This is a genomic window from Desulfurivibrio dismutans (assembly GCF_029210385.1).
Lineage (GTDB): Bacteria > Desulfobacterota > Desulfobulbia > Desulfobulbales > Desulfurivibrionaceae > Desulfurivibrio > Desulfurivibrio dismutans.
On the sequence record NZ_JARGDQ010000006.1, the window covers coordinates 111,317 to 134,934 of the forward strand.

Here is a 23,618-nt window from a genome sequence, read left to right on the forward strand (position 1 = left end):
AAAAAGCACATGAAAATGAAAGGATCCCAGGCCTTTGTCAAGTGCCTGGAAGAACAAGGGGTTGAGGTTATCTTCGGCTTTCCCGGCGGGGCGGTCATCGATCTTTATGATGAACTGCTCAACGCCGACAAGCTTACCCATGTCCTGGTCCGCCACGAGCAGGCCGCGGTCCATGCCGCTGACGCCTACGGCCGGGTCAAGGGCGAGGTCGGGGTGGCCCTGGTGACCTCCGGTCCCGGCGCCACCAATACCGTCACCGGTATTGCTTCGGCTTACTGCGACTCCATCCCCATGGTGGTTTTCACCGGCCAAGTGCCCACCATGCTGATCGGCAACGACGCCTTCCAGGAAGTGGACATCGTCGGCATTACCCGGCCGGTGACCAAGCACAACTACCTGGTCAAAAAACCCGAAGACCTGATTCCCACCATCCGCGAGGCCTTTCACCTGGCCCGCAGCGGCCGGCCCGGTCCGGTGCTGGTGGACCTGCCCAAGGACGTAATCGGGGCCATGGTCAGTTACACCGAGCCCAAGCCCATCAAGATGCGGACCTACAAGCCCACTTACGAGCCCCATCCCGGCCAGATTGAAAAGGCCTGCAAGACCATCCTCAAGGCCAGAAAACCGGTCCTTTACGTCGGCGGCGGGGTGATCAACGCCAATGCCTCGCAGGCGGTTACCGAACTGGCCAAGAAACTGGATATTCCGGTGACCATGACCCTCATGGGCCTGGGCGGCTTTCCCGGCACCGACCAGCTTTCCATGGGGATGCTGGGGATGCATGGCACTTATTACGCCAACATGGCGGTGGCCAACTGCGACCTGCTGATCGCCGTGGGTGCCCGTTTTGACGACCGGGTCACCGGCCGCATCGATGCCTTTGCTCCCAACGCCAAAGTTATTCATGTCGATATCGACCCCAGTTCCATCAGTAAAAACGTCCGGGTGGATATTCCCATCGTCGCCGACTGCCTGCACGCCGTCACCGCCATGAATACCTGGTTCGACGGCAGCAAGGAATTTACCAAAAAGGCGGCCAAGGAGCAGCACAAGGAGTGGCACAAGCAGATCAAGGAATGGAAGAACCGCCATCCGCTGGGCTATGTCGAGGAAAGTGATATTATCAAGCCCCAGTTCGTGGTCCAGAAGCTCCATGAACTGACCAAGGGTGATGCCATCATCACCACCGAGGTGGGCCAGAACCAGATGTGGGCGGCCCAGTTTTACCATTTCAACAAGCCGCGCCATTTTATGACCTCCGGCGGTCTGGGGGTCATGGGCTACGGTTTTCCCGCCGCCATCGGCGCCCAGATGGCCGCTCCCAAACAGACGGTGATCGACATTGCCGGCGACGGTTCCATCCAGATGAACATCCAGGAACTGGCCACCGCCCGGCAGTACAAATGCCCGGTAAAAATCGCCATCCTCAACAACAATTACCTGGGGATGGTGCGACAGTGGCAGGAGCTGTTTTACGACAAAAAATACGCCCACACCACCCTGGATGTGGCGCCGGACTTCGTCAAACTGGCGGAAGCCTACGGTGCCGTGGGACTGCGGGCCACAAAGCCCAGCGAAGTGGAACCGGTGATCAAGGAAGCGCTTAAAACCAAGAACACCGTCATCATGGATTTTGTGATTTCCCGTGAGGAAGGGGTTTACCCCATGGTTCCGGCGGGCAAAGCGACCACCGAAATGTTACTCGTTTAAGGAAACGCCATGAAACATACTATTTCCGTCCTTTTGCAGAACAAGCCGGGGGTGCTTTCCCGGGTAACCGGGCTTTTCAGTGGCCGGGGCTTTAATATCGACAGCCTTTCCGTGGCCGAGACCCTGGAGAAAGACGTCTCCTGCCTGACCCTGGTAACCCACGGGGATGAGGCGATTATTGAGCAGATCACCAAACAGCTGCACAAGCTGATCGATGTCATCAAGGTCACCGACATGGCCGAGCATGATCATGTCGAGCGTGAGATGGCCATTATCCGGGTTAAGGCCGAGTCCAACACCCGGGCTGAGGTGCTGCGGGTGATCGACATCTTCCGGGGCAAGGTGGTGGATGTTTCCCCCAAGAGCTACGTGGTGGAGGTGACCGGTTCCAAAACCAAGGTGCAGGCGATCATTGATATCCTGCGTCCCATCGGCATTCAGGAGATCGTCAGGACCGGGGCCATTGCCATTACCCGCGGCAAAAAGTTTTAACCGGTTGCAGAGATGATCAAAACTCGTGTTCCCGTAGCCCATGAGGGTTACCCGTTTATTCTGCTGGCCGGTTTCGCCACCTTGGTGGTGGCGATTCTCGGCCTTTTTATTCCCACCATGGTGCTGCTGGCCATCACCATTTTCGTACTCTATTTTTTCCGCGATCCGGAAAGAATCGCCCCGGGTGAGGACGATGTGCTGGTCTCCCCGGCCGACGGCAAGGTGATTCTGGTGGAACGGGTCTTTGATGAACGTTTCGTCAAGGAGCACGTATACAAGGTCAGCATCTTCATGAACGTCTTTAATGTTCATGTCAACCGCAGTCCCTTTCCCGGCCGGGTGGAACGGATCGTCTACACCCCCGGCACCTTCTACTCCGCCGACAGTCAGCGCGGGGCGCTGAAAAACGAGTCCTGTGCCGTCATTCTCAATGCCGTCCGCGGGCAGCGCATGGCCATGGTGCAGGTGGCCGGGCTGGTGGCCCGGCGTATTGTCTGCTGGGCCGAGCCCGGTGACGAGCTCAAGCGGGGTGAGCGTTTCGGCCTGATCCGCTTCGGTTCCCGGGTTGATCTCTACCTGCCGCTGGCCACCCAACTGGAAGTAGCAGTTGGTCGCAGGGTCAAGGCCGGGGAGACGGTCCTGGGCTACCTTCCCTAACTGAAAACGTCCAGCAGGGCCACATCTTGCGGCGATCGGCCCGGCTTGCGTACCTGGGGTACGCGGCGCCGGGCCGCTTGCCACAATCTGTGGCCCTGCTGGACGTTTTCACTCTGGTAAACGGAGTTACCGCCGCCACCACCTTCTTACGGGGGCCAAGGGGTAAGGGGGGGGGTAAGCGCTCACGGGGTGCCACAGGTTGCGACAAGCGGGACGGCGATGCGTGCTCCCGCACGTGAGCCGGTCCGATCGTCGCAAGATGCGGCGCCCCGTGAGCGCTTTAAGGTTAAATATCCTCCGAGAGGGCCATTACCATGGCGCCCTTGGCGGTGGTGTTGAGGGTGTCTTCGGCGATTCTGACCTCCGAAATTTCTATCGGCAGGTTGACATCATTCAGGGCCTTTTCGAAATGTTCCCGGAAGCCGCCGGCCAGCACGGTGCCGCCGGCCAAAGCGATGGGGATGGGTTTGGCGATTTTGGGAATTTTGTCCGATGAGTGCAACACATCCTGGAGGCTGTGGAGCAGGCTGTTGATGAGATCGTCGTAGTAGATGTGCAGCCCGGTTTCAACTCGATTTTTGGGGCTTCTGTTGAGATTGAGACCGCTTTCCTTGATGGTTTTGATCTTGGTGGCGGGCTCTCCCACCGAAGCGCCGACCATATAGTCAACGTAGTCGCCGCCTTTCTGGATGCTGTAGGTAATGACCGGTACCGACAGATAGGAGAGGCAGACATTACACATCCCGCCGCCCATGCTGATGCCGATCCCGGTGAAGTTGTCTTCCGCCAGTTCCGACATCACCGTGGCCAGACCCTCGTTGACGGAAATCGGCCGGAACCCCAGGGAAGAGAGAAACATTTTGATCACCGACTCATGATAGATGGTCGAGTTGGGACTGTCGATGGGCTGGCCGGGGATACTGAAGCAGATCACCTCGCCTTCGTTCTTGGGCTTGTTGATCAGGGTGTTGATGATGGCCTGCAGAACCGTGATCCCCTCATCTTCCCGGGCGCTCAACAGCCCTTTTTCCATGGTCCGGCGGGTGTTGGTGCTGAACATGTTGGCGAAATTCTCGGCCGAATAACCAAGAATATAAAACTGGTCGTTCTTTTCAAAAAAGGTGACGTCGTTTTCCACCAGAATTTTTTTGGTGAATTTGGAGTAGGGGATGGTGAAAAAGGCGTTGAGTTGCTTGACGGTATGGATGTTCTTGCCCTTGTTTTGCGCCATGACGATATGACTGGTGCCGATATCAAGGCCCACCGGACCACTGGGGCGCTCGGCCTCTTCGCCGATCTCTTTTTCCCTTGAAATCACGGTTTTGTGCGATGCCTTAACGGCGGTGTCCACATTGCCCATCTGATTGGTCATGGCTGCTCCTCCTTGCTTACGGTTGCCCGATTGTATTCGAAAAAATCCCTGGCATTGTACTTTTGGTGTGGTAAAAGTTCCAGCTTATTTTTTTACTGATCGTCCGTTGGTTATTTTTTCTGAGTTTTTTCTGCCCATGTCATCGACCGATCCCTTCGCCGGCCCCGCCGCGCCCGACCTTTCCTGCCCGGCAGAGCTGCCCATTGCCGCCTTCCGGGAGGAGATCATTGCGACCATTCAAGGCCACCCGGTGGTGATCATCGCCGGCGAGCCGGGCAGCGGTAAAACCACCCAGATCCCCAAAATGTGCCTGGCCGCCGGCCGGGGACGAGCAAAAAAGATCGGCTGCACCCAGCCCCGGCGGATCGCCGCCATCTCCATGGCCTCCCGCCTGCGCGACGAACTGGGACCGGCGGGGGAACAACTGGTGGGCTACCGGATTCGTTTTTCCGACCACACTGGCAAGACTACCCGCATCAAGTTCATGACCGACGGCATCCTGCTGGCCGAAACCCAGCATGACCGACAGCTTGACGATTACGATACCATCATAGTTGATGAAGCCCATGAGCGCAGCCTCAATATTGACTTTTTGCTGGGCATCCTCAAGGATCTGCTGAACCGGCGGCCGGAACTCAAGGTGATCATCACCTCAGCCACCATTGATACCGAAAAATTTTCCCGCCATTTCGGCCAGGCGCCGGTGATCCAGGTAGCTGGCCGAACTCATTCGGTGGAGATTCGCCACCAGACGCCGGAAGAGCAAGGCGGCGAAGCTGATTCCGATGCCCAGAGCTATACCGATCGGGCGGCGACGGCAGTGCTGGAGATAATTAACGACGAGCCGCCCGGCGATATCCTGGTCTTCATGCCCACCGAACGTGATATTCGGGAGACGGCGGAAATGATCGAAGGGGCTTTGGGAGCGCCGCCGCTGGCCGGACGGACGGCAAAAACAACCATCATGCCCCTTTACGGGCGGCTGTCACCCAAGGAGCAGCGGCGGATTTTTCAGCCGGTTAAAGGCCGTAAAATCGTTATTGCCACCAATGTGGCGGAAACCTCCATCACCGTGCCGGGCATCCGTTATGTGGTGGATACCGGCCTGGCCCGAGTGGCTGCCTACAACCCTCGAGCCCGCACCTACAAGTTGCCGGTGGTGCCGGTGGCCCGTTCCGCCTGCGACCAGCGGGCCGGCCGCTGCGGCCGGGTGGCCCCCGGGGTCTGCATCCGCCTTTATGACGAAGAGGATTACCTGAACCGGCCGCTTTATACCCCGCCGGAGATTGTCCGCTCCAACCTGGCGGAGGTCATCCTGCGCATGACCGCTCTGAATCTTGGTGATCCGGCCGCCTTCCCCTTTGTCGACTCGCCTTCCGCCCGGGCCATCCGGGACGGCTATCAGCTGTTGGCTGAACTGGGCGCCCTGGAAAAGCCGGTTAACGGCAATGCCGGGCCGGGCCGTCTTTCTCGCCAGGGGCGACTGATGTCCCGATTGCCCCTGGACCCCTGTATTTCCCGGATGATTCTGGAGGCCCGTGAACAAAACGCCCTGCGCGAGGTTTGCGTGATTGCCGCCGCCTTGAGCATCCAGGACCCGCGCATAAGGCCGACCGACAAGGAAAAGGAGGCCGACCAGGCGCACCGGCGCTTCAACGTGCCTGATTCCGATTTCCTTTTTTATCTTAAACTGTGGGACACCATGCACGGGGTGCGGGAGCAGACCGGCAGCCAAGGCCGGTGGCGCAAATTCTGCCAGAGCCACTTCCTATCATTCCAGCGCCTGCGGGAGTGGCAGGACATCCATGAGCAGATCAGCCGGATTCTGAAAGGGGAGAAGGGGTTCATTTTCAACACCTTGCCGGCCACCGCCGATGCGATCCATAAGGCCTTGCTCAGCGGTAATCTGCGCAACATCGCCGGCAAAAAAGAAAAAAATACCTACCAGGGCGGTGGAGGCCGTGAGGTGACGATTTTCCCCGGCTCCAGCCTTTATCATCGAAGCGGCGGCAAGGAGGGCGGGAAGAGCGGAGAAAAACAGAAGATAAAAGCCGCCACCGGCACCCCACCTTGGATTATGGCCGCCGAACTGGTGGAAACCAGCCGCCTTTATGCCCGCACTGTGGCCGCCATCGATCCCGACTGGATCGAACCCCTGGCCCGCCCCCTGATGCGCTACAGTTATCATGATCCCCATTGGGAAAAACGGCGGGGCCAGGTGGTGGCCAAAGAAAAAGGCACCCTGTTTGGCCTGGTGGTGGTGGCCGGGCGCAAGGTGCCTCTGGCGCGAATCGATCAGCCCGAAGCCCGGCGAATCTTTATCCATAGCGCCCTGGTTGAGGGCGAACTCAAGGGCGATTATCACTTTCTCAAGCACAACCGCGAGTTGCTGGCGCAACTGCAGGACCTGGAAGAACGCAGCCGGCGGCGGGATCTGGTGGTGGCCGACGAGCAGATCTTCCAGTTTTACGAACAACACCTGCCCCCTGAAATCTGTGATCAGGCCGGCTTGAACCGGCTGCTGAAAAAAAAGCGGGGTGACGCCTTTCTGCAGTTGCGCCGGGAAGACCTGCTCAGCCGCGAGCCGGCGACCGATCTCAAGGAGCAGTTCCCGACCGCCATGGAAGTGGGTGAGGTGAGACTGGAACTGAGTTATCACTTCGCACCCGGGGCGGCTGACGACGGGCTCAGTGTGCATATTCCCTCGGCGCTGGCGCCGCACCTGCGACCGGAACGTTTTGAATGGCTGGTGCCGGGGATGCTGTCGGAAAAGATTTTTTTTCTGTTGAAAAATCTGCCAAAAAATCTGCGGCGACAATTGGTGCCCATTCCGCAAACCGCCGACACCCTGGCCCGCACCCTGCACCCCGGCAACATCTCCCTCTACCAAGCCCTGGGTCGGGCCATTTATGAGATGTTCGGGTTGCGGGTTGAAGGGGCGGCCTGGCCGGTCAAGGAACTGCCAGAGCATCTGCGCTGCCGCTTCTGTCTGCTGGATGACCAGGGCAAAATTCTGGCCGCCGACCGCAATTTAAGCCAGCTTGTCGGCAACCGCCCCGGCAAGCTGGCCCCGCCACCCCAGGCGGTGGCCGAAATGCGGCAACGCTGGGAAAAAAACCAGCTGAGCGGCGACCAGTTGCCTGACTTTCCTCAACGCCTGGCCATTACCGGGCCGGACGGTCAACTGGCCGGCTACCTCTTTCCCGGGCTGCAGGAAAATAACGACCAGGTTGACCTGCGTCTGTTCACCACCGCCGAGCAGGCCCGCCAGGCCACCCGCCGGGGGTTACGGCAACTTTTTCGGCGGGAGTTTAGCGCCCGGTTAAAAACCCTGCGCAAAGACCTGGCTTTCCCAAACCAGCATTGGCGCCTGGCCCAGGGGTTGGGTAGCCTGGAGGAATTGAATCGGGCCATCCTGCAGTTTGTGCTGCAGGAAATCTTTGCCACCGGTGCAGGGGAACTGATCAGCGCCGCAGAATTCCAAGCCCGAGTGGATAAGCTGCGACGGGAAGGGTTTTACCAGGAGGCCCGCCGACTTCATGATTTGGTGCTGCAGGTATTACAGGAACGCTGGGAGGTATTCAGCGCCATCAACCGCCTGGCCCAGCCGGCGGCCGCCGGTAAAGGCAAGGAGGGGCCGGCCGCTTCCGCCAAGATGGTTGCAGAGTTGCAGCAGGAATTGGCGGCCCTGGTGCCACCGGATTTTCTCGAGCACCATGATGCCGAAAGCCTGGCCCGCTTACCCCGCTATCTAAAGGCTCTGCAGATCCGCACCCAACGGGCCGGCTCCGATCCGGCCAAAGATGCCGCCAAAGCCGACCGGCTGGCTCCATTACGGCAGCGACTGGAAAAATACCCCCATACCGCCGAACTGCCGCCGCGCCAACAGATCCTGCTGGCGGAATACCGCCTGATGCTGGAGGAGTATAAAATCAGCCTCTTTGCCCAGGAAGTAAAGACCCTCTTTCCTGTCTCTCCTCAGCGGCTGGAGAAAAAGTGGCGGGAAGTGGAAGGGGTGGTTTAGCCCTGCATCAAACCCGACAATTGACTGATTAACGTTGCAGAAGATAAAGCCGCCCCGGCACCCACTGCTCCTTTTCCCGGCGCAGGTCGGAACGACGCTCATTCAGCACCGTAAAACCATACTGCTGAAACAGCCGGTGAAGGTAGGGCGGAGAGTGGGCGTAACGGCCGTTTTCCTGGAGGACAAAGGTGGCCTTGGGGCCATTCGGAACCCCTTCTTCGACGGAAAACAGCAAAATCCCGCGGCTGGCGAGCCGGTTGCCGATCACCGCAAAAAACGGATCCAGATCACCAAGATAGTTAAGAACATCGGCGGCCACCACCAGGTCGTAAACGGTGCGGTGCTGGCGGCAAAACTCCAGGATATCCTGCTGCTGCAGATGGTCATAAACCCTTTTCTGCCGAGCCTGTTCCAGCATGCCGGCGGAAAGGTCCACCCCGGTGAGGTGAGCGGCCTGAGCCAGGAAGGCCTCGCCGGCCAGCCCGGTACCGCAGCCCAGGTCCAAAAGCCGTTCAAACATCCGCTCACCAGCGGCCTCCCGCAGCAACTCGGCCATGATAAAAGGCACCCGGTAACCGAGCTGTTCCATCAACTCGCTTTCAAATCTTGCGCCGTAATGATCGAACAGCCCCGCCACATAATCCTTGGGCGGCGCCGCCGGGGTCTCCTCTCGCAGGGCGGCCAGCATGTGCCGGGCTGATTCCGCCTGATGATCCAGGGCCACCAGTTTTTCAAAAAAGGGAATGGCCAGTTCCTTTTCGTCCAACTCCACCCACATGGCCCCCAGATGACTGTGGGCTGGGGCGTAATCCGAATCCAGTTCGATCACCTGCAGAAAATAGCGCAGGGCCTCGGTGTAACGGCTCATGCGCCGGTAAAGCACCCCCAGGTTGTACAACACCTCCCGGTCATTGGGGGCGACGGCCAGCGCCCGGTGGTAGATGTGGGCGGCGGCAGAAAATTTTTCCAGCCGGGTCAAGGCCAGGGCCAGGTTATACAGGGTGTCCACATCGTGGGGTGCCTGTTTAAGGGCCGACTGATAAGCCTCGGCCGCTTCCTCGGCTTCATCACGCTGCAGCCGGGCTGTTCCCAGGTTGTACCAGGCCCGTTGGTTGGCGGGATCAACCGCCAGGGCCTGACGGTAAAAAGCCAGGGCCAATTCATCTTCCCCCTGGTCATGGCAAATGGTGCCAAGCTGAACCTGGAGATCGGCATCAGGCGGTGCCAGGCGCCGGGTTTCCTCAAAGCAGCGACGGCCCTGCTCATTCTTGCCGGTGCTATTATAGAGCAGACAGAGGGCCAGCCGAGCGTCCAAATGTTCCGGGCACTCCTGCAGGATATCGTGAATAAGGGCCTCCGCCCGCCGGTAATCACCCTGTTCCTGCGCTGATACGGCGGCCAGCAATTTTTTTTCAGGCTCACGGCTTGAATTTGCACAATCAGTCATCACAATCCGTCATTTACTATTGTTAAACTTGGTTAATTTTCTTTGGCTCCCATACGGTTTCAAATAAACAACACCGGGCTGAAATCTAATTTTTTTGTCTGCATAAGGCAAGTTTCTAAAGCGCACCTTGACAGCCAGGGCCGGCAGCCGCATAATTCCATATACCCGTTTAAAACCGAGTTCCCCAAAATGCGGCCTATTGTCTTGTTTTAAGGAGAGAGAAGAGAACCCATGGATGAACGAAAAAAGCGCGCCCTGTTGGAAGAAGGGCTGAACCGGATGGCCCGAGGGATGGGTCGGCGCGGCGTGAACCCGCTGGTGGGTAATTCCTGGGCGGTGCCCACCGATATATTTGAGACCGACCGGGATTTTGTGGTCTGCCTGGAGATGGCCGGGGTTGATCCCGGCGTCATCCAGGTGGTGGCCGAGGAGACCCGCCTTACCATTGCCGGGGAACGGAAATACAACTTCCCCCCTGAGGTGCGGAGAGTTCATCAACTGGAAATCGAACGGGGCCATTTTGAAAAAAGAATTTCCTTGCCCTGGCCCATTGACGTGGCCGCCGCAGTCAGTGAATTTCGCCAGGGTTTTCTGGTAATCACTCTACCCAAACAGCAACGGCGGGTAAATATACCGGTTACCGTCGGCTGAGCCCCACGCAAACGTTCAACAGCACCGCATCTTCGGGCGATCAGCCAGGCTTGCGTACTGATGTTCTTTAATCATTATCACACACGATGAGACAAGATCATGACCGATGACAAAAAAGATTTGGAAAAGCCCGAGACCGAACAGGAAAATACCAGCGAACAGCTAGAGAATACTGGGAGCCAGGAGCATAAAGGCAAGAAGAACAACCTGGCCAACCTGCCGGTGCCGGAAGAGATGCCGGTACTGCCACTGCATGGATTCGTGTTCTTCCCCGGCATGGGCTTTCCCATGCAGATCAGTCATCCCTCCTCACAGCAACTGGTGGATGACGCCATCATCAAAGACCGGCTGGTAGCGGTGGTTACCCATCGCCGGCTGGAGGATGAGAGCGAGGAAGACTCGCGGCCTTCCGAAGCCCTGCCGGAAATTCCCGCCACCCCTAAAGGAGAAAATCTATACTCCATGGGGGTGGTGGGGTATATCCACAAGCTGATCAAATCCGACGACGGAGTTTATCAGGTGCTAATGAGCGCCGTTAAAAAACTGCGGATTGCGGAGTACACCCAACACACCCCCTACCTGCGGGCCCGGGTGACAACCGTGCCCATGGAAGAGAGCATGGACAAAGAAAGCGAGGCCATGTTGCTCAATATCCGTAACCAGTTCAAAAATATGGCCGACTTGGGTGGAGTGCCCAAAGAACTGTCCATGACCGTGGCGGCCCTGACCAATCCCTTCTATATCGCCTACCTGGTGATCTCCCAGGTGGGGTTGAGCATGGAAGAGGAGGAGGCGGTGCTGGAAATCGAAGACCTCAAGGAACTGCTCAACCGGGTGGGCCATGAACTGAACAAAAAGCTTGAAACCGTGGAGATGAGTCACAAGATCCAGAAAGGGATCAAGCAGGACATGGACAAAAAACAGCGGGAGTTTTTCCTCCGCGAGCAGCTCAAGGCCATTCGCAAAGAACTGGGCGAAGATGACGAGAAAATCGACTTAAAAGAATTGCGTGAACGTCTGGATAAGGCGGAGTTGCCGGAAGAGCCGAAAAAAACGGCGGAAAAAGAACTGGACCGGTTGAACCGAATCTCCCCGTCATCGCCGGAATACACCGTTTCCCGGACCTATCTGGACTGGCTCATCGACCTGCCCTGGCAGACCGCCACCGAGGACAACCTGGATCTCAAGCGGGCCCAGGAGGTGATGGATGCCGACCACTACGGCTTGGATGACATCAAGAAACGGATCATTGAGTTTTTGGCCGTGCGCAAGCTCAAACAGGACATGCACGGGCCCATTCTCTGTTTTGTAGGTCCGCCGGGGGTGGGCAAAACCTCGTTGGGACAGTCCATTGCCCGCAGCATGGGGCGCAAGTTCGTTCGCATCTCGCTGGGCGGAGTGCGGGATGAAGCGGAGATCCGGGGCCATCGCCGAACCTATATCGGTGCCTTGCCGGGCCGCATCATTCAAAGCCTGCGCAAGGCCGGTTCCTGTAACCCCCTGTTCATGCTGGATGAAATCGACAAACTGGGCATGGATTTCCGCGGCGACCCTTCTTCGGCTCTGCTGGAGGTGCTGGACCCGGAGCAGAATTTTTCCTTCTCCGACCATTATCTGGAGATTCCCTTCGATCTTTCCAAGGTGATGTTCATCACCACTGCCAACATGCTGGACAGCATTCCCGGCCCCTTGCGGGACCGCATGGAAGTGATCGAGCTTTCCGGCTACACCGAAGAAGAGAAGATGCATATCGCCCGGCGGCACTTGGTGCCCAAGCAGCTGGAGGCCCACGCCATCAGCGAAGATGATCTGCGCCTGGACGATGAGGCCCTGGCCGGCATTATCCGTTCCTATACCCGGGAAGCCGGGGTACGGAACTTGGAGCGCAAGATCGGCGGGGTCTGCCGGGGGGTGGCCAGAAAAATCGTTGAAGGGCACAGCGGTTTAATCGCGGTCAGCCCGAAGGATCTGGCCGAGTATCTGGGACCGCCCCAGTTTTTCTCGGAAAGCAAGGCCCGCACCTGGGGACCGGGGTTGGCCACCGGCCTGGCCTGGACCCCGGTGGGCGGCGAGCTGCTTTTTATCGAAACCGCCCGGATGAAGGGCAAGGGCAACCTGAGCCTGACCGGCAAGCTGGGGGAGGTGATGAAGGAGTCGGCCAATGCCGCCCTGACCTATATCCGTTCCCACACCGACAAACTGGAGCTGGATGAAAAGATCTTTGCCGACAACGATATCCATGTCCATGTTCCGGAAGGGGCGATTCCTAAGGACGGCCCCTCGGCCGGAGTTGCCATGGTGGTTTCACTGGCCTCCCAGCTCACGGGCAAGCCGGTGCGCCGCGAGGTGGCCATGACCGGGGAGATCACCCTGCGCGGCGACGTTTTGCCGGTGGGGGGGATCAAGGAAAAGGTGCTGGCGGCGGTGCGGGCCGATATCCCGGAGGTGATTCTGCCCCGGCTCAACGAAAAGGACCTCAGCGATTTACCGGAAAGCGCCAAAAAGAAGGTTAAATTTCACCTGGTGCACGACATCAACGAAGCCCTGAAAGTGGCCCTGGAACCGGGTGAGAAAAAATAACGGCCCGGCAACCGCCGCACAACTGAACAAAAGCTTTAACCGGCCGGCTTTTCCTGGTAAAAATGCACGTCCCGCTGGGGGAACGGAATGGTAATCCCTTCGGCGTCAAAAGCCTTTTTGACCTTTTCCTGCATATCCCAGTAGTAGGGCCAGAGATCATTGGTGGGCACCCAGGCCCGTACGATCAGGTCCACCGAGCTGTCGCCCAGGCCGCCGACACATACCCGGGGCGGGGGGTCGGCCAGCGAGCGCGGGTCTTCCTCCACCAGCCGCCGACAGATGGCCTTGGCCTTATCGATGTCGTCATCGTAATGGATGCCGAAGGTCATATCGCAGCGGCGTTTATCGTAAATGCTCACGTTGACCACCGTTGAATTGGCCAGGTTGCCGTTGGGAATGACAATACGCCGATTATCGAAGGTGTTGACCACGGTATAGAGCACCTGGATCTCCGTCACCGCCCCCAAGAACCCTTGTGCTTCAATGGTATCGCCGACTTTGAAGGGTTTAAAAATCAGGATCAGCACTCCACCGGCAAAGTTGGCCAGGCTGCCCTGCAGCGCCAGTCCCACCGCCAGCGTGGCGGCACCGATAACGGCAATGAAAGAAGTGGTAGCAATGCCGACCATGGAGGCCACGGAAATCAGCAGCAGGACCTTAAGGGTAACCCCGGCGAAGCTGCAGAGAAATTTGCTGAGAGTGGGGTCTTTGCTCGCAAGTTTCTGATCAAGCAGATTCACCAGCCGCTTGATCAGCCACAGGCCGGCCAGCAGGGTTACCAGGGCCAGCACGATTTTCGGCGCGAATGATACCGCCATCTCCATGACCTGTTGCACCAATCCGCCGGTCTGATCGCCTGACCCGGAAAAATCTTCCATGGAATAATCCTTATTATGTGTTGTGATTTACCCGCCGCTGACGTTAAAAAAATCCTGGTCAGTTTTCCCATAGCGGTTGCCAACCTGCTTGTCAACCCCAAACCCCAGCCGGGCCAGGCGGTTCGCTGATGCCTTACCGTCTGCTGCTGCCGCTGCTTTTTGCGGTTTTTACCGCCCTGCTGGGTATCGGCATCATCGTGCCGGTGATGCCGGTCTTTGCCACCAGTTTGGGGGCCAGTGGCCTGGCCCTGGGGTTTATCATCGCCTCTTTTTCCATTACCCGCGGAGTCTGTCAACCGGTGGTGGGAAGACTCTCCGATCGGTGGGGGCGTAAAGGCTTTATGCTGGCCGGGCTGCTGGTCTTCGGCACTGTCGGCCTGCTGATCCCCATGGCCACCTCGGTGGAGAACCTGGTGCTGATTCGGGCCTTGCACGGGGTAGGGTCGGCGATGATCGTGCCGGTGGCCATGGCTTACGTCAGTGATCTGGCACCCGTGGGGGAAGAGGGGCGCTACATGGGGCTGCTCAACTCGGCCATTTTTGCCGGAATCGGCAGCGGCCCGTTGCTGGGCGGTATTTTCACCGACCTCTGGGGGATGGCGGCGGCCTTTTATGCCATGTCCGCCTTGAGCTTCCTGGCTCTGGGGCTGGTGCTCCTTCAGGTGCCGGCAATGACCGTCGATCCCGAGCGGGCCGGCAATGGTGACGGGCTGTTCACCGCCATGGGTAAAATGCTGGCAAGCCGCCGCACCTCGGGTCTGCTACTGGCCCGCCTGGCTACCATGATCATCATGGTCCCCACCATGGCCTTCCTGCCGCTGTTCATGACCCAGGCCTTCCAGGCCAGCGCGATGCAGATCGGGGTGGTGATTTCGGTGCGCACTCTGATCAACGCGGCCCTACAGGGAACCGGTGGCCGCCTGGCCGACCGGCGGGACAAGCTGATGCTGCTGCGGATCGGGGTGCTGGCCATGAGCGGAGTGATGGTCATGATTCCCCTGGCCGGTAATTTCTGGAGTCTGTTGCTGCTTTTTGTGGTTCTGGGGCTGGCCGAGGCCTTGATCTGGCCGACCCTGGGGGCCCTGGCCACCGAGGAGGGGCGCAAGTACGGCCAGGGCACCATGATGGGAGTTTACAACCTGGCCATGAGCGGCGGGGTGCTGACCGGCGCCCTGGCAGCGGGGGTTGCCACCGACTGGTTCGGGCTTAAGTGGTCTTTCCCGCTGATCGGCCTGGTGATCCTGGCCCTGACCATGTTCGCCATCGGCACCATCGCCGCCGACCGGCAGGCTGCCGACGCGGGGGAGCACCCCAGGCAGGGCAGGGGAAGCGAGGCCCCCCGCTAGATCCCCAGCACGGCAAAGATCATGCTGCGCAAAGCAAAAATCGGCGGGCCGATGATACTGCCCAGCATCCCGGTGGCCAGCAGGGCCAGCAGGATAATAAAGCCCACACTTTCCAGGCGGTTGTACTGCATGGCCAGCTCCGGCGGCAACAGGCCGGAAACGATCCGGCTGCCGTCCAGCGGGGGAATCGGCAACAGGTTCAGCACCATCAGGACCAGGTTGATCAGCACCCCGGCACCGCCCATGTAAATCAGGGGTAACCCCAGCATGGGGGTGGTGTCGTTAAGCAGCAGGCCGACTTTAAGTATAAATCCCCAGAGCAGAGCCATGCCCAGGTTGGCCGCCGGCCCCGCCACCGAGACCAGTATCATGTCCCGTCGGGGATCGCGCAGATTGCGCCAGTTCACCGGCACCGGTTTGGCCCAGCCAAAGATAAAGCCCCCCAGCACCAGTAGAATGCCCGGCACCAAAATGGTACCCACCGGGTCGATATGTTTTACCGGGTTCAAGGTCAGGCGGCCCAACATCGCGGCGGTGGGGTCTCCCAGGCGGCGGGCCATCCAACCGTGGGCCACCTCGTGGACGGTAATGGCAAAGAGCAGGGGCAGGGCCCAGACGGCGATCTTCTGGATCAGGGTCAGTTCAGGCATCATCTTGTTGTTCTTCTCCTTATTAAAGTAGACACTCAACGGGGCAGCAGCCCGGTGATCGTTCAATCTCTGTTAACGGCGGCCGCCAGCCGGGGCAGGCATTGCTGTAGAATCTCCCGGTTTTCCAGGGTGATGGCCAGGGTCACCCGCTCATCTTCAAAGGATCGAGTGGGAGATACACTCCAGCCGGCGGGTAAACTTAACCGGGACAGCCAGGCGGTAAATTCATCGCCCGCCGCGGTCAGTTGCGGGTATCGGCATGCCGCCAGATGCCGCATCAGGGCCGCCGTTTGCTGCGGAACATTCATTTCCGGATGATCAAGAATGTTCCGAATCTCTTCACTACCAAGAATTTTAAGTATCGACACCTGCCGGCGGCGGGAAAGTTCCCGGCAACTTTCCATCAGCTTTTTCTGGTTACCGACACTGAGCTGCAGCAGCTCAATCAACTCAAAAAGGGCCAGACGTTCGGGCAGGGACAAAGTGAGCATTCCCCGGGCCACCGGCTCCTGCAACCGTCCCTGATGCAGGGCTACGGCAAATGGTTCTTCCAGTTCGGCCAGCTCAGCCCAACGTTTAAGCTGGAAAGGGGTAAGCGGCGGCCCCGGCAGTCGGGCCAACAGGGCCGGCATTTCCTGCTCCGCTTCGGCCTCCAGCATTTTGCTGCCAAACAGGGCCAGTTCCATGGCCGTGGGGACACGCTTGCAGACAATCGCTTCATAGGCCAGGGCCAGGAGCTCCCGGTCGGCGGTGGTCGACGGCAAAACCAGGCAGGGCAGGGCGGTGCTGTTAAAATGATGAACCGCCAGATAAGCCCGTCGTTGCCCGCTGACCAGTTGATAAACGTCTCCCCGGGGCCGGACAATCGGGGGATGCAGCAAGCCGACCCGCTGGATCGAGGCCGCCAGCGTTTCATCCGACTGGTCAAGGGGGACGGGGGAAAGGCGCCAGGAAAGGTCGCTGAAATCGAATTGTGTCGCCAGAATGCGTTGTATTTGTCCTTGCGCGATCATAAAGGCTCTTGCTAAGGTGGTCGGCATCGTAAAAAAGTAAACGATACCGGGGAGCGTCCAGAAAAGCAACAATGTCGAGAAGAGAGGTGCGGTTTGGTTATGCAGGTAAGCCTGATAGCGGTTATGACCCTGTGCGGACGGATCAGCCCCGGCACCATGGGCAGTCGGCAGGACCGCCGTTTTCTCGAAGAAACCCGGCTGGCCACCGATGCCAGCCTGCTGGGAGGCGGCACCCTGCGGGAAGGTGATGCCGAAATGCGCGGGCCGGACGGAGTCCTGCCGGAAAACCGGATCCGGGCCCTGATCAGTGCCTCCGGCCGGCTGCCGATGAAGCAACGGAAAATTTTTCAAACCGGGCCCCGGCCCCTGATCTTCACCGCCGCTGCCCGGGCCAAATCCCTGGCCGCCGAGGCCGGCAAACGGGCCGAGGTCCTCGCCTTGCCGGAACATGAAGGCTTTCTGGATCTGTCGGCAGCCTGCCGGGAACTGTCTGGTCGCGGCGTCGAAAAGCTGCTGCTGGAGGGTGGTGGTACCTTGAACTTTCACGCCCTGCGGCAAGGGGTGGTAAATGAGCTGCTGGTTACCATTGCCCCCAAACTTTCCGGCCATCGGGCCGCCGTTTCCCTTGTGGACGGCAACCGTCCTTTGGGCGACCCTTTTCTCGATCTGCAATTGTTGTCCTGCCGCCCCACCGTGGACGGGGAACTGTTCTGCCGTTATCGGGTGAACAAAAACTAAAAAAAACACCACACCTTGGTTGCCAGCAACCATGCAAGGAGAACTGGAAATGCCCAAACAGGAGCTTGCCATCTTATTTTCCGGCGGCACCGATTCCCTGGCGGTTTACGCCTTGGCCGCCATGGGACGGCATCCGGATTTACCTCGACCGGTGAAGATCCATCTGCTGCACATGCTCAACGGCATGAGTCGTTTCCATGACTTTCCCCGGCAGCGTTTTGCGGCGGCCCAGAAAATTCTGGCCACCAAAAGCACGCAGCCGGAGAAAATGCCGGCGGCGGAAATGGTGGAGCTGGATTCGGGCCGCCTCTTTCAAGGTTTGTGGCTTGACCACTATGAAGAATTGATGCCACGCTATAACGGCAAAAACCTGGTGTGCGTGGCCTGCAAGGTGGCCATGCACACCAAGGCGATTCTCTACTGTACCGAACACCTGGTGCCGGTCATGGCCGCCGGCTATGCCAAGCGGCAAAACTACTACCCGGAGCAGACCCCGGTGTTCATGGAAAAGATCGCCGCCCTGTCGGATCATTTCGGGATTCGCACCATCTTCCCTGTTTTCGATGATTTTGACGACCAGCAGGTCACCCGCCACGTGCTGGAAGATTTCGGCCTGCCCTCCACCGGTGGCGGCGAACGCAAGTGCCTCTTCTGCCAGACGCTGACCACCGCCACCGCCGACGAGATCGGCGCTTACCTGGACGACATGCTGCCCCGGGCCGGGGAATATATCGAGCACAAGCTACACGGCCGGGTAAAGGAAGCGGCCGGGGTTTTCCCGCCCGGCCGGTAAAGCTTAAAGTCCGGCTGCAGCGCAACTGCGGCATAGCTGAAGGTTTGCAAACCGTTAAATTGGCAGGTAATTATCTTTGGGTGAACGGTTGATGAGTGTCAACGCCGAGCGGATTCAGTTGGAGGAATCCTGGAAAAGTCTGCTGCTGGAGGAGTTTGCCCAGCCCTATATGCAGCAGTTGCGGGAGTTTCTGCGGCAGGAAAAGGCCGCCGGCAAGGTGATCTACCCGCCCGGCGGCGAGATGTTCAACGCCATGAACCTGACCCCCTTTCCCGCCGTCAAGGTGGTGGTGCTGGGCCAGGACCCTTATCATGGCCCGGGCCAGGCCCACGGGCTTTGTTTTTCGGTGCGACCGGGCACGGCGATACCGCCCTCGCTGCTCAACATCTACAAGGAGTTGAAGAGCGATGTCGGCTTTACTCCCCCCACCCACGGCTATCTGAAAGAATGGGCCCGGCAGGGGGTACTGCTGCTCAACGCCACCCTCAGCGTCGAGCGGGGCAAGGCCGGCTCCCACCAGGGCAAGGGCTGGGAACGCTTCACCGACCGCATTGTCGCCCTGCTCAGCGAACAGGGCGAGCACCTGGTCTTTCTCCTCTGGGGCGGCTATGCCCAGAAAAAGGGGGCCATCATCGACCGTCGGCGCCACCTGGTGCTGCAGGCCCCGCACCCCTCGCCACTGTCGGCCACCCGCGGCTTTTTCGGCTGCCGCCACTTCTCCCAAACCAACGCCTACCTCACCGCCAACGGCAAAACCCCCATCGACTGGCAACTCCACGCCCAAGCAGGCCTTTGAGCTTCAAACTTGATGACTTCGCAAGAAGTTCATACGTCCTGGCCTGTTATCCCCGGCTCACTCCGGCCTCGCCGAAGGTGGCCATTTCGTGCATGATTTTCAGGCCGGCGTCCACCAGGCCCATGGCCAGGGCGGCGCCGGTGCCTTCGCCCAGGCGCAGGTCCAGGTGCAGCAGGGGCTCCAGTTGCATTTCCTGGAAAAAGATTTTGTGGCCCTGTTCGGCGGACATGTGGCTGAAAAAGCAGTAATCGACCACCACCGGCGCCAGCCGCATGGCCACCAGGGCGCCGGCGCTGGAGATAAAGCCGTCCACCACCACCGGCACCCGGCTTTGCGCCGCCTCCAGGATCACCCCGCAGATGGCGGCGATCTCCAGGCCGCCCACCGCCGCCAGGGCCGGCAAGGGTTGGGCCAGGTGAGCGTGGTTAACCTTGAGCGCCTGTTCGATGACCTCGACTTTGTGTTGCCGGGCCTCCTGCTCAATGCCGGTGCCCAGGCCGGTGACCAGGTTTACCGGTACCGGCAGCAGGGCGGCGAAGAGGGCCGCCGAGGGGGTGGTGTTGCCGATCCCCATCTCGCCGGTGCCCAGAATTTCCGCCCCGTCGGCGATGGCCTCCCGGGCCGTGTCGATGCCCACCTTGATGGCGGCCAGGGCCTCGGCCTGGCTCATGGCCGGCCCCCTGGCGATATTGGCCGTACCCGGCCGGACCTTGCGGCTGATCAGGCCGGGGGCGGAAACCTCGCCGGCGGCGCCGACGTCGATCACCCGCACCTCGGCTCCCACGTGGCGGGCCAGCACGTTGACCCCGGCACCGCCGCCCAGGAAATTATGGATCATCTGGATGGTGACCTCGGGCGGAAACTTGCTGATGCCCTCTGCGGTAACCCCGTGGTCGGCGGCAAAGGTGAGAATGGTCTTACGTTGCAGACGGCAGTCCAGCTGGCCGGTGATGGCGCAGCTCCGGGCCGCCAGCATCTCCAGTTTGCCCAGGCTGCCCTGGGGTTTGGTAAGGTTGTCCAACCGGGCCTGGGCCTGTTCGCGGATGGCGGCATCGGCCGGGGTTATGCTCCGGCACAGGGCGGCCAGGTCCTCGGCGGTGAAGTTTGCCGGCTTAACGATTGGCTGGTTTTCAGTGGTGTTGCTCATGTTTTCGATCCTTATGAAGGCAAGCTATTGATTTACGCGCCCGTCCATGGGCGCAATGATGACTTATTGCGAAGTCATCATTTTTCAATATCGTTATTCATCTCATCATCGACCACTGCCAGGCTGGCTTTGGCCGCTAACTGACCGCAGGCGGCGGAAATATCGCTCCCCCGGCTCTGGCGCAGCAGGGTGGTGTGGCCGGCTTTACGCAGGATTTGCCGGAAATTTTCCACCGTTTCTTCATCGGGGCGGCGGTAGGGGAAATCGGGGTTTTCCGGGTTTTCTTGGCTTTTCCGACTCTCCGGGCCTTCATTATAAGGCAGGATGTTGATCTTGCAGCGGATGCCGTGCAGTTTCTTGACCAGCAGCCGGGCCTGGGCGGCGGAATCGTTGAGGTCCTTGATCAGCACGTATTCGATCATGATTCGGCGTCGCGGCGGCAGGGGGTATTCCCGACAGGCCCGCAGCAGTTGATCCAGGGGGTATTTTTTGTTGATCGGCATCAACCTCTCGCGGATGGCATCGTCGGCGGCGTGCAGGGAGACCGCCAGGTTCACCGGTACCTGCTCCCCCATCTCCCGCATTTTCGGCACGATCCCGCAGGTGGAAACGGTGATCCGGCGGCCGGAAAAATCGTGGCCCCGCTGTTCCATCAGGATCTTGATGGCTCGGATCAGGTGGTCGAAATTGAGCAGCGGTTCCCCCATACCCATGAAGACCAGGTTGCTGATCCGGCTTTTTTCCGGTAACTGATCACGGTGTCGACGGGGTAAGCGGTCACGGGGTGCCGCAGGTTGCGGCAAGCGAGACGGTAAAGCGTACATCAGTACGTGAGCCGGCTCGATCGCCGCAAGATGCGGTGCCCCGTGATCGCTTACTTTTTCCGGGATCGCCCCGGGGCGGGCCAGCAGCCAGCGCCAGGCGGCGTCCACCTGGCCGATGATCTCCGCCACCGTCAGGTTGCGCTTGAACCCCATGGTGCCGGTGAGGCAGAAACGGCAACCCATGGCGCAGCCCACCTGCGAGGAAACGCACAAGGTATAACGCTCATCTTCCGGAATCAGCACGCTTTCAATCACCTGGCCATCATGCAGGGTGAAGGCGAACTTGACCGTGCCGTCGCGTGAGTGTTCCACCTTGGACGGTTCCAGCCGGCTGAGCATGGCCTTTTCGGCCAGCAGTCCCCGGACATGCTTGGCGATGTCGGTCATCGCCATGAAATCGGTGAAATCCGGCCGTTGAATCCAGGCGAAGATCTGGTTGGCCCGAAAGGGCTTGAGATCCAAGGACTCCACCCAGGCGGTAAGTTCCGGCAGGGTCAGGTTTTTAAGATCGATTTTTTCCACAAGATTCCCCGGGTTTTACAATGCCCGCCAGGCCTCCGGGCGCAGGCTGGTTTCCCCCGCCAGGGCCCGGTCGATGGCGGCCAGTACCGCCTCCCGGTCCCTGGGCAGGCGGGCGTTGATGGCCAGATAATTGGAAGGGTGGTTGCTTTGCAGTTGGCAGCGTAAATCACCCATGGCCGCCACCATTCGGCGCAGTTCCCGCAGCAGGCCGACCTGGTCCGGCAGCATGAATTCGCCTCGCTCGGCCGCCTGGTACAGCGGGGTGCCGGGCAACAGCATCAGGGTCAGGATGCCCACCTGGTTGGGCGCCATGGCCGCCAGCACCCGGCCGGTGGCCTCGGCGTGGGCGGCGGAGTTTTCCCGGCCGGCAATGCCCAGCAGGGCGGTGACCGACAAAAACAGCCCGGCGGCGCGCACCGCCTTTCCGGCGGCGATCATCTGCTCGGCCGTGCTGCCCTTGTCGATGGCGGCCAGGGTGGGGTCGTGGCCGCTTTCAAGGCCCAGGTAAACCCGGTCCAGTCCCAGTGCGGCCAGTTCCTGGAGTTCCTGAATGCTTTTGTGGCGCACCGCCTTGGCGTTGGCGTACAGACGCACCCGTTTAACCCAGGGCAGCCGCTGCCGGATATCCTGCAGCAGGCGGCGCAACCTGGTCTGCGGCAGGATCAGCACATCGCCGTCGGCCAGGAAGAGGCGGGATTGGCGCCGGCAGTAGCGGGCGGCAAATTCCAGGTCGACGGCGATGGTTTCTTCATTTTTCAGACGGAACGGCTCCGCCTTATAGGTACCGCAAAAGGTACAGCGGTTATGGGAACAACCCACCGTCACCTGCAGAATGATGCTGTCCGCCTCGCTGGGCGGGCGGATCAGGTGTTCTCCTTGATAATCCACAATATCAGTTGTTTCTGGCAAATTCTTCCATGAACGCCACCAGTTTTTCCACCCCCTCGCGGGGGAAGGCGTTGTAGATGGAGGCCCGGCAGCCGCCCACCGAGCGGTGACCCTTGAGGCCGCTCAAATTACGGGCGGCGGCCTCCTGGATGAACTTGGCCTCCAGTTCCGGGGTGGGCAGGTTGAAGGCGACGTTCATCAGGGAGCGGGATTCATGGCGGGCATGCCCCCGGTAAAAGTCCAACCGGTCAATGGTGTCGTACAGCAAGGCGGCCTTTTCCTTGTTGATCCGCTCGATGGCCGCCAGGCCGCCTAAATTTTTGAGCCATTTTAAAACCAGCCCCACCACGTAAATGGCGAAACAGGGCGGGGTGTTGAACATGGAGCCCTTGTCGGCGTGGGTCCGGTAGTTGAACATGGTGGGGAGGTGGTCCGGGGCTTTAGCCAGCAGGTCTTCGCGGATGATCACCGTAGTAACTCCGGCCGGCCCCATGTTTTTCTGGGCCCCGGCAAATACCAGGCCAAAGGGGCGGATATCAAAGGGCCGGGAGAGGATGTCCGAGGACATATCACAGACCAGGGGCGCGTGGGTGGCGGGAAAGCTCTGGAATTGCGTGCCGTAAATGGTATTATTGGACACGAAATAAAGGTATTCGGCATCTTCGCCCACCCGGTAGTCGGTAGCGGCGGGGACATGGTTGTAAACCTCGCCCTCGCTGGAGTAGGCCACATCAATCTCGCCGAAGAGCTTGGCCTCCTTGATGGCTTTCTTGGCCCAGACCCCGGTATTGAGATAACAGGCTTTTTGGCTGGTGCCCGGCCCCAGCAGGTTCATGGGGATCATGGCAAACTGGGTGGAGGCCCCACCCTGGAGAAAGAGCACCTTGTAGTTGGCGGGGATATCCAACAGTTCCCGGAGCAGTTGTTCCGCCTCCTCGGTAACCGCCACAAAATCCTTGGATCGATGGCTCATTTCGATGATACTCATCCCCAGATCGCGGTAGTTGACGAGATCACGGGAGGCTTGGGCCAGGACCTCCGGCGGCAGGGTGGCCGGCCCGGCACTGAAATTAAAAATACGCTCCGGCAT

The 23,618-nt window shown here is 59.6% G+C and carries 19 protein-coding genes; 10 read left to right on the top strand and 9 right to left on the bottom strand.

What is annotated here, in order from left to right:
- The first annotated feature begins 9 nt into the window (after positions 1-9).
- The 3 genes from ilvB to P0N66_RS08535 are packed head-to-tail and all read left to right on the top strand — an operon-like array spanning position 10 to position 2,859.
- A complete protein-coding gene (gene ilvB, locus P0N66_RS08525) occupies positions 10-1,710 on the top strand; it encodes a biosynthetic-type acetolactate synthase large subunit (RefSeq protein WP_275804322.1) in 1,701 nt (566 codons plus the stop codon).
- 9 nt (positions 1,711-1,719) lie between these two features.
- Entirely contained in the window at positions 1,720-2,202 is a 483-nt protein-coding gene (gene ilvN / locus P0N66_RS08530; protein WP_275804324.1) for an acetolactate synthase small subunit, read from the top strand.
- Between the two features lie 12 nt (positions 2,203-2,214).
- Entirely contained in the window at positions 2,215-2,859 is a 645-nt protein-coding gene (locus P0N66_RS08535) for a phosphatidylserine decarboxylase family protein (RefSeq protein WP_275804326.1), read from the top strand.
- A 286-nt stretch (positions 2,860-3,145) separates the two neighbouring features.
- On the opposite strand, the gene P0N66_RS08540 is transcribed toward P0N66_RS08535, so the two are convergent.
- Positions 3,146-4,231 (bottom strand): disk-shape morphogenesis protein volactin, encoded by a 1,086-nt coding sequence (locus tag P0N66_RS08540; protein WP_275804328.1) that lies wholly within the window; start codon positions 4,229-4,231, stop codon positions 3,146-3,148.
- Between the two features lie 136 nt (positions 4,232-4,367).
- Between P0N66_RS08540 and hrpA the strand changes: the two genes are divergently transcribed.
- A complete protein-coding gene (hrpA, locus tag P0N66_RS08545; RefSeq protein WP_275804330.1) occupies positions 4,368-8,255 on the top strand; it encodes an ATP-dependent RNA helicase HrpA in 3,888 nt (1,295 codons plus the stop codon).
- Positions 8,256-8,283: 28 nt separating this feature from the next.
- Here hrpA and P0N66_RS08550 read toward each other — a convergent pair whose 3' ends face one another.
- Positions 8,284-9,702: a tetratricopeptide repeat protein gene (locus P0N66_RS08550; protein WP_275804332.1), complete on the bottom strand. Its 1,419-nt coding sequence runs from the start codon at positions 9,700-9,702 to the stop codon at positions 8,284-8,286.
- 231 nt (positions 9,703-9,933) lie between these two features.
- Between P0N66_RS08550 and P0N66_RS08555 the strand changes: the two genes are divergently transcribed.
- Both P0N66_RS08555 and lon read left to right on the top strand, forming a co-directional pair.
- Positions 9,934-10,353, top strand: coding sequence for an Hsp20/alpha crystallin family protein (locus P0N66_RS08555; protein WP_275804334.1), 420 nt, complete (start codon positions 9,934-9,936; stop codon positions 10,351-10,353).
- A 99-nt stretch (positions 10,354-10,452) separates the two neighbouring features.
- Entirely contained in the window at positions 10,453-12,933 is a 2,481-nt protein-coding gene (gene lon, locus P0N66_RS08560; RefSeq protein ID WP_275804337.1) for an endopeptidase La, read from the top strand.
- Positions 12,934-12,968: 35 nt separating this feature from the next.
- Here lon and P0N66_RS08565 read toward each other — a convergent pair whose 3' ends face one another.
- Positions 12,969-13,811 (bottom strand): mechanosensitive ion channel family protein, encoded by an 843-nt coding sequence (locus tag P0N66_RS08565; RefSeq protein ID WP_275804338.1) that lies wholly within the window; start codon positions 13,809-13,811, stop codon positions 12,969-12,971.
- Positions 13,812-13,939: 128 nt separating this feature from the next.
- On the opposite strand from P0N66_RS08565, the gene P0N66_RS08570 reads away from it, so the two are divergent.
- Complete coding sequence (locus tag P0N66_RS08570) at positions 13,940-15,157, top strand: MFS transporter (RefSeq protein ID WP_275804340.1); 1,218 nt, start codon at positions 13,940-13,942, stop codon at positions 15,155-15,157.
- Here the strand turns inward: P0N66_RS08570 and P0N66_RS08575 are convergent.
- Both P0N66_RS08575 and P0N66_RS08580 read right to left on the bottom strand, forming a co-directional pair.
- Positions 15,154-15,810, bottom strand: a complete 657-nt coding sequence (locus P0N66_RS08575) for a site-2 protease family protein (RefSeq protein WP_275804342.1) — start codon at positions 15,808-15,810, stop codon at positions 15,154-15,156. The two genes, P0N66_RS08570 and P0N66_RS08575, sit on opposite strands and share 4 nt — an antisense overlap.
- Positions 15,811-15,869: 59 nt before the next feature.
- On the bottom strand, positions 15,870-16,820 hold the full coding sequence (locus P0N66_RS08580; RefSeq protein ID WP_275804344.1) for a ParB/RepB/Spo0J family partition protein: 951 nt from the start codon (positions 16,818-16,820) through the stop codon (positions 15,870-15,872).
- Between the two features lie 99 nt (positions 16,821-16,919).
- On the opposite strand from P0N66_RS08580, the gene P0N66_RS08585 reads away from it, so the two are divergent.
- The 3 genes from P0N66_RS08585 (at position 16,920) to ung (ending at position 19,147) form a co-directional block, all read left to right on the top strand.
- Positions 16,920-17,558: a RibD family protein gene (locus tag P0N66_RS08585; RefSeq protein ID WP_275804347.1), complete on the top strand. Its 639-nt coding sequence runs from the start codon at positions 16,920-16,922 to the stop codon at positions 17,556-17,558.
- 49 nt (positions 17,559-17,607) lie between these two features.
- Complete coding sequence (locus P0N66_RS08590; protein ID WP_275804349.1) at positions 17,608-18,351, top strand: hypothetical protein; 744 nt, start codon at positions 17,608-17,610, stop codon at positions 18,349-18,351.
- Between the two features lie 91 nt (positions 18,352-18,442).
- Positions 18,443-19,147: a uracil-DNA glycosylase gene (ung, locus tag P0N66_RS08595; RefSeq protein WP_275804351.1), complete on the top strand. Its 705-nt coding sequence runs from the start codon at positions 18,443-18,445 to the stop codon at positions 19,145-19,147.
- A gap of 46 nt (positions 19,148-19,193) precedes the next feature.
- Here ung and cobT read toward each other — a convergent pair whose 3' ends face one another.
- The 4 genes from cobT to serC all read right to left on the bottom strand — a co-directional run bounded on the left by cobT (position 19,194) and on the right by serC (position 23,618).
- On the bottom strand, positions 19,194-20,294 hold the full coding sequence (gene cobT, locus P0N66_RS08600; protein ID WP_275804353.1) for a nicotinate-nucleotide--dimethylbenzimidazole phosphoribosyltransferase: 1,101 nt from the start codon (positions 20,292-20,294) through the stop codon (positions 19,194-19,196).
- 77 nt (positions 20,295-20,371) lie between these two features.
- Positions 20,372-21,640 carry a 23S rRNA (adenine(2503)-C(2))-methyltransferase RlmN gene (gene rlmN, locus P0N66_RS08605; RefSeq protein WP_275804355.1) on the bottom strand — a complete coding sequence of 423 codons (1,269 nt, stop codon included), beginning with the start codon at positions 21,638-21,640 and terminating at the stop codon, positions 20,372-20,374.
- A gap of 15 nt (positions 21,641-21,655) precedes the next feature.
- Entirely contained in the window at positions 21,656-22,528 is an 873-nt protein-coding gene (locus tag P0N66_RS08610; RefSeq protein ID WP_431190033.1) for a radical SAM protein, read from the bottom strand.
- A gap of 4 nt (positions 22,529-22,532) precedes the next feature.
- The gene (serC, locus tag P0N66_RS08615; RefSeq protein ID WP_275804359.1) at positions 22,533-23,618 is read right to left on the bottom strand and encodes a 3-phosphoserine/phosphohydroxythreonine transaminase; all 1,086 of its coding nucleotides are present in this window, start codon (positions 23,616-23,618) and stop codon (positions 22,533-22,535) included.

Coding starts and splice junctions, on each gene's coding strand:
- P0N66_RS08540 (WP_275804328.1), bottom strand. CDS start 4,231: ATGACCAATCAGATGGGCAATGTGGACACCGCCGTTAAGGCATCGCAC.
- lon (WP_275804337.1), top strand. CDS start 10,453: ATGACCGATGACAAAAAAGATTTGGAAAAGCCCGAGACCGAACAGGAA.
- P0N66_RS08580 (WP_275804344.1), bottom strand. CDS start 16,820: ATGATCGCGCAAGGACAAATACAACGCATTCTGGCGACACAATTCGAT.
- P0N66_RS08555 (WP_275804334.1), top strand. CDS start 9,934: ATGGATGAACGAAAAAAGCGCGCCCTGTTGGAAGAAGGGCTGAACCGG.
- serC (WP_275804359.1), bottom strand. CDS start 23,618: ATGCCGGAGCGTATTTTTAATTTCAGTGCCGGGCCGGCCACCCTGCCG.
- ilvN (WP_275804324.1), top strand. CDS start 1,720: ATGAAACATACTATTTCCGTCCTTTTGCAGAACAAGCCGGGGGTGCTT.
- ung (WP_275804351.1), top strand. CDS start 18,443: ATGAGTGTCAACGCCGAGCGGATTCAGTTGGAGGAATCCTGGAAAAGT.
- P0N66_RS08550 (WP_275804332.1), bottom strand. CDS start 9,702: ATGACTGATTGTGCAAATTCAAGCCGTGAGCCTGAAAAAAAATTGCTG.
- P0N66_RS08570 (WP_275804340.1), top strand. CDS start 13,940: ATGCCTTACCGTCTGCTGCTGCCGCTGCTTTTTGCGGTTTTTACCGCC.
- cobT (WP_275804353.1), bottom strand. CDS start 20,294: ATGAGCAACACCACTGAAAACCAGCCAATCGTTAAGCCGGCAAACTTC.
- P0N66_RS08590 (WP_275804349.1), top strand. CDS start 17,608: ATGCCCAAACAGGAGCTTGCCATCTTATTTTCCGGCGGCACCGATTCC.
- P0N66_RS08565 (WP_275804338.1), bottom strand. CDS start 13,811: ATGGAAGATTTTTCCGGGTCAGGCGATCAGACCGGCGGATTGGTGCAA.
- P0N66_RS08575 (WP_275804342.1), bottom strand. CDS start 15,810: ATGATGCCTGAACTGACCCTGATCCAGAAGATCGCCGTCTGGGCCCTG.
- hrpA (WP_275804330.1), top strand. CDS start 4,368: ATGTCATCGACCGATCCCTTCGCCGGCCCCGCCGCGCCCGACCTTTCC.
- ilvB (WP_275804322.1), top strand. CDS start 10: ATGAAAATGAAAGGATCCCAGGCCTTTGTCAAGTGCCTGGAAGAACAA.
- P0N66_RS08585 (WP_275804347.1), top strand. CDS start 16,920: ATGCAGGTAAGCCTGATAGCGGTTATGACCCTGTGCGGACGGATCAGC.
- P0N66_RS08535 (WP_275804326.1), top strand. CDS start 2,215: ATGATCAAAACTCGTGTTCCCGTAGCCCATGAGGGTTACCCGTTTATT.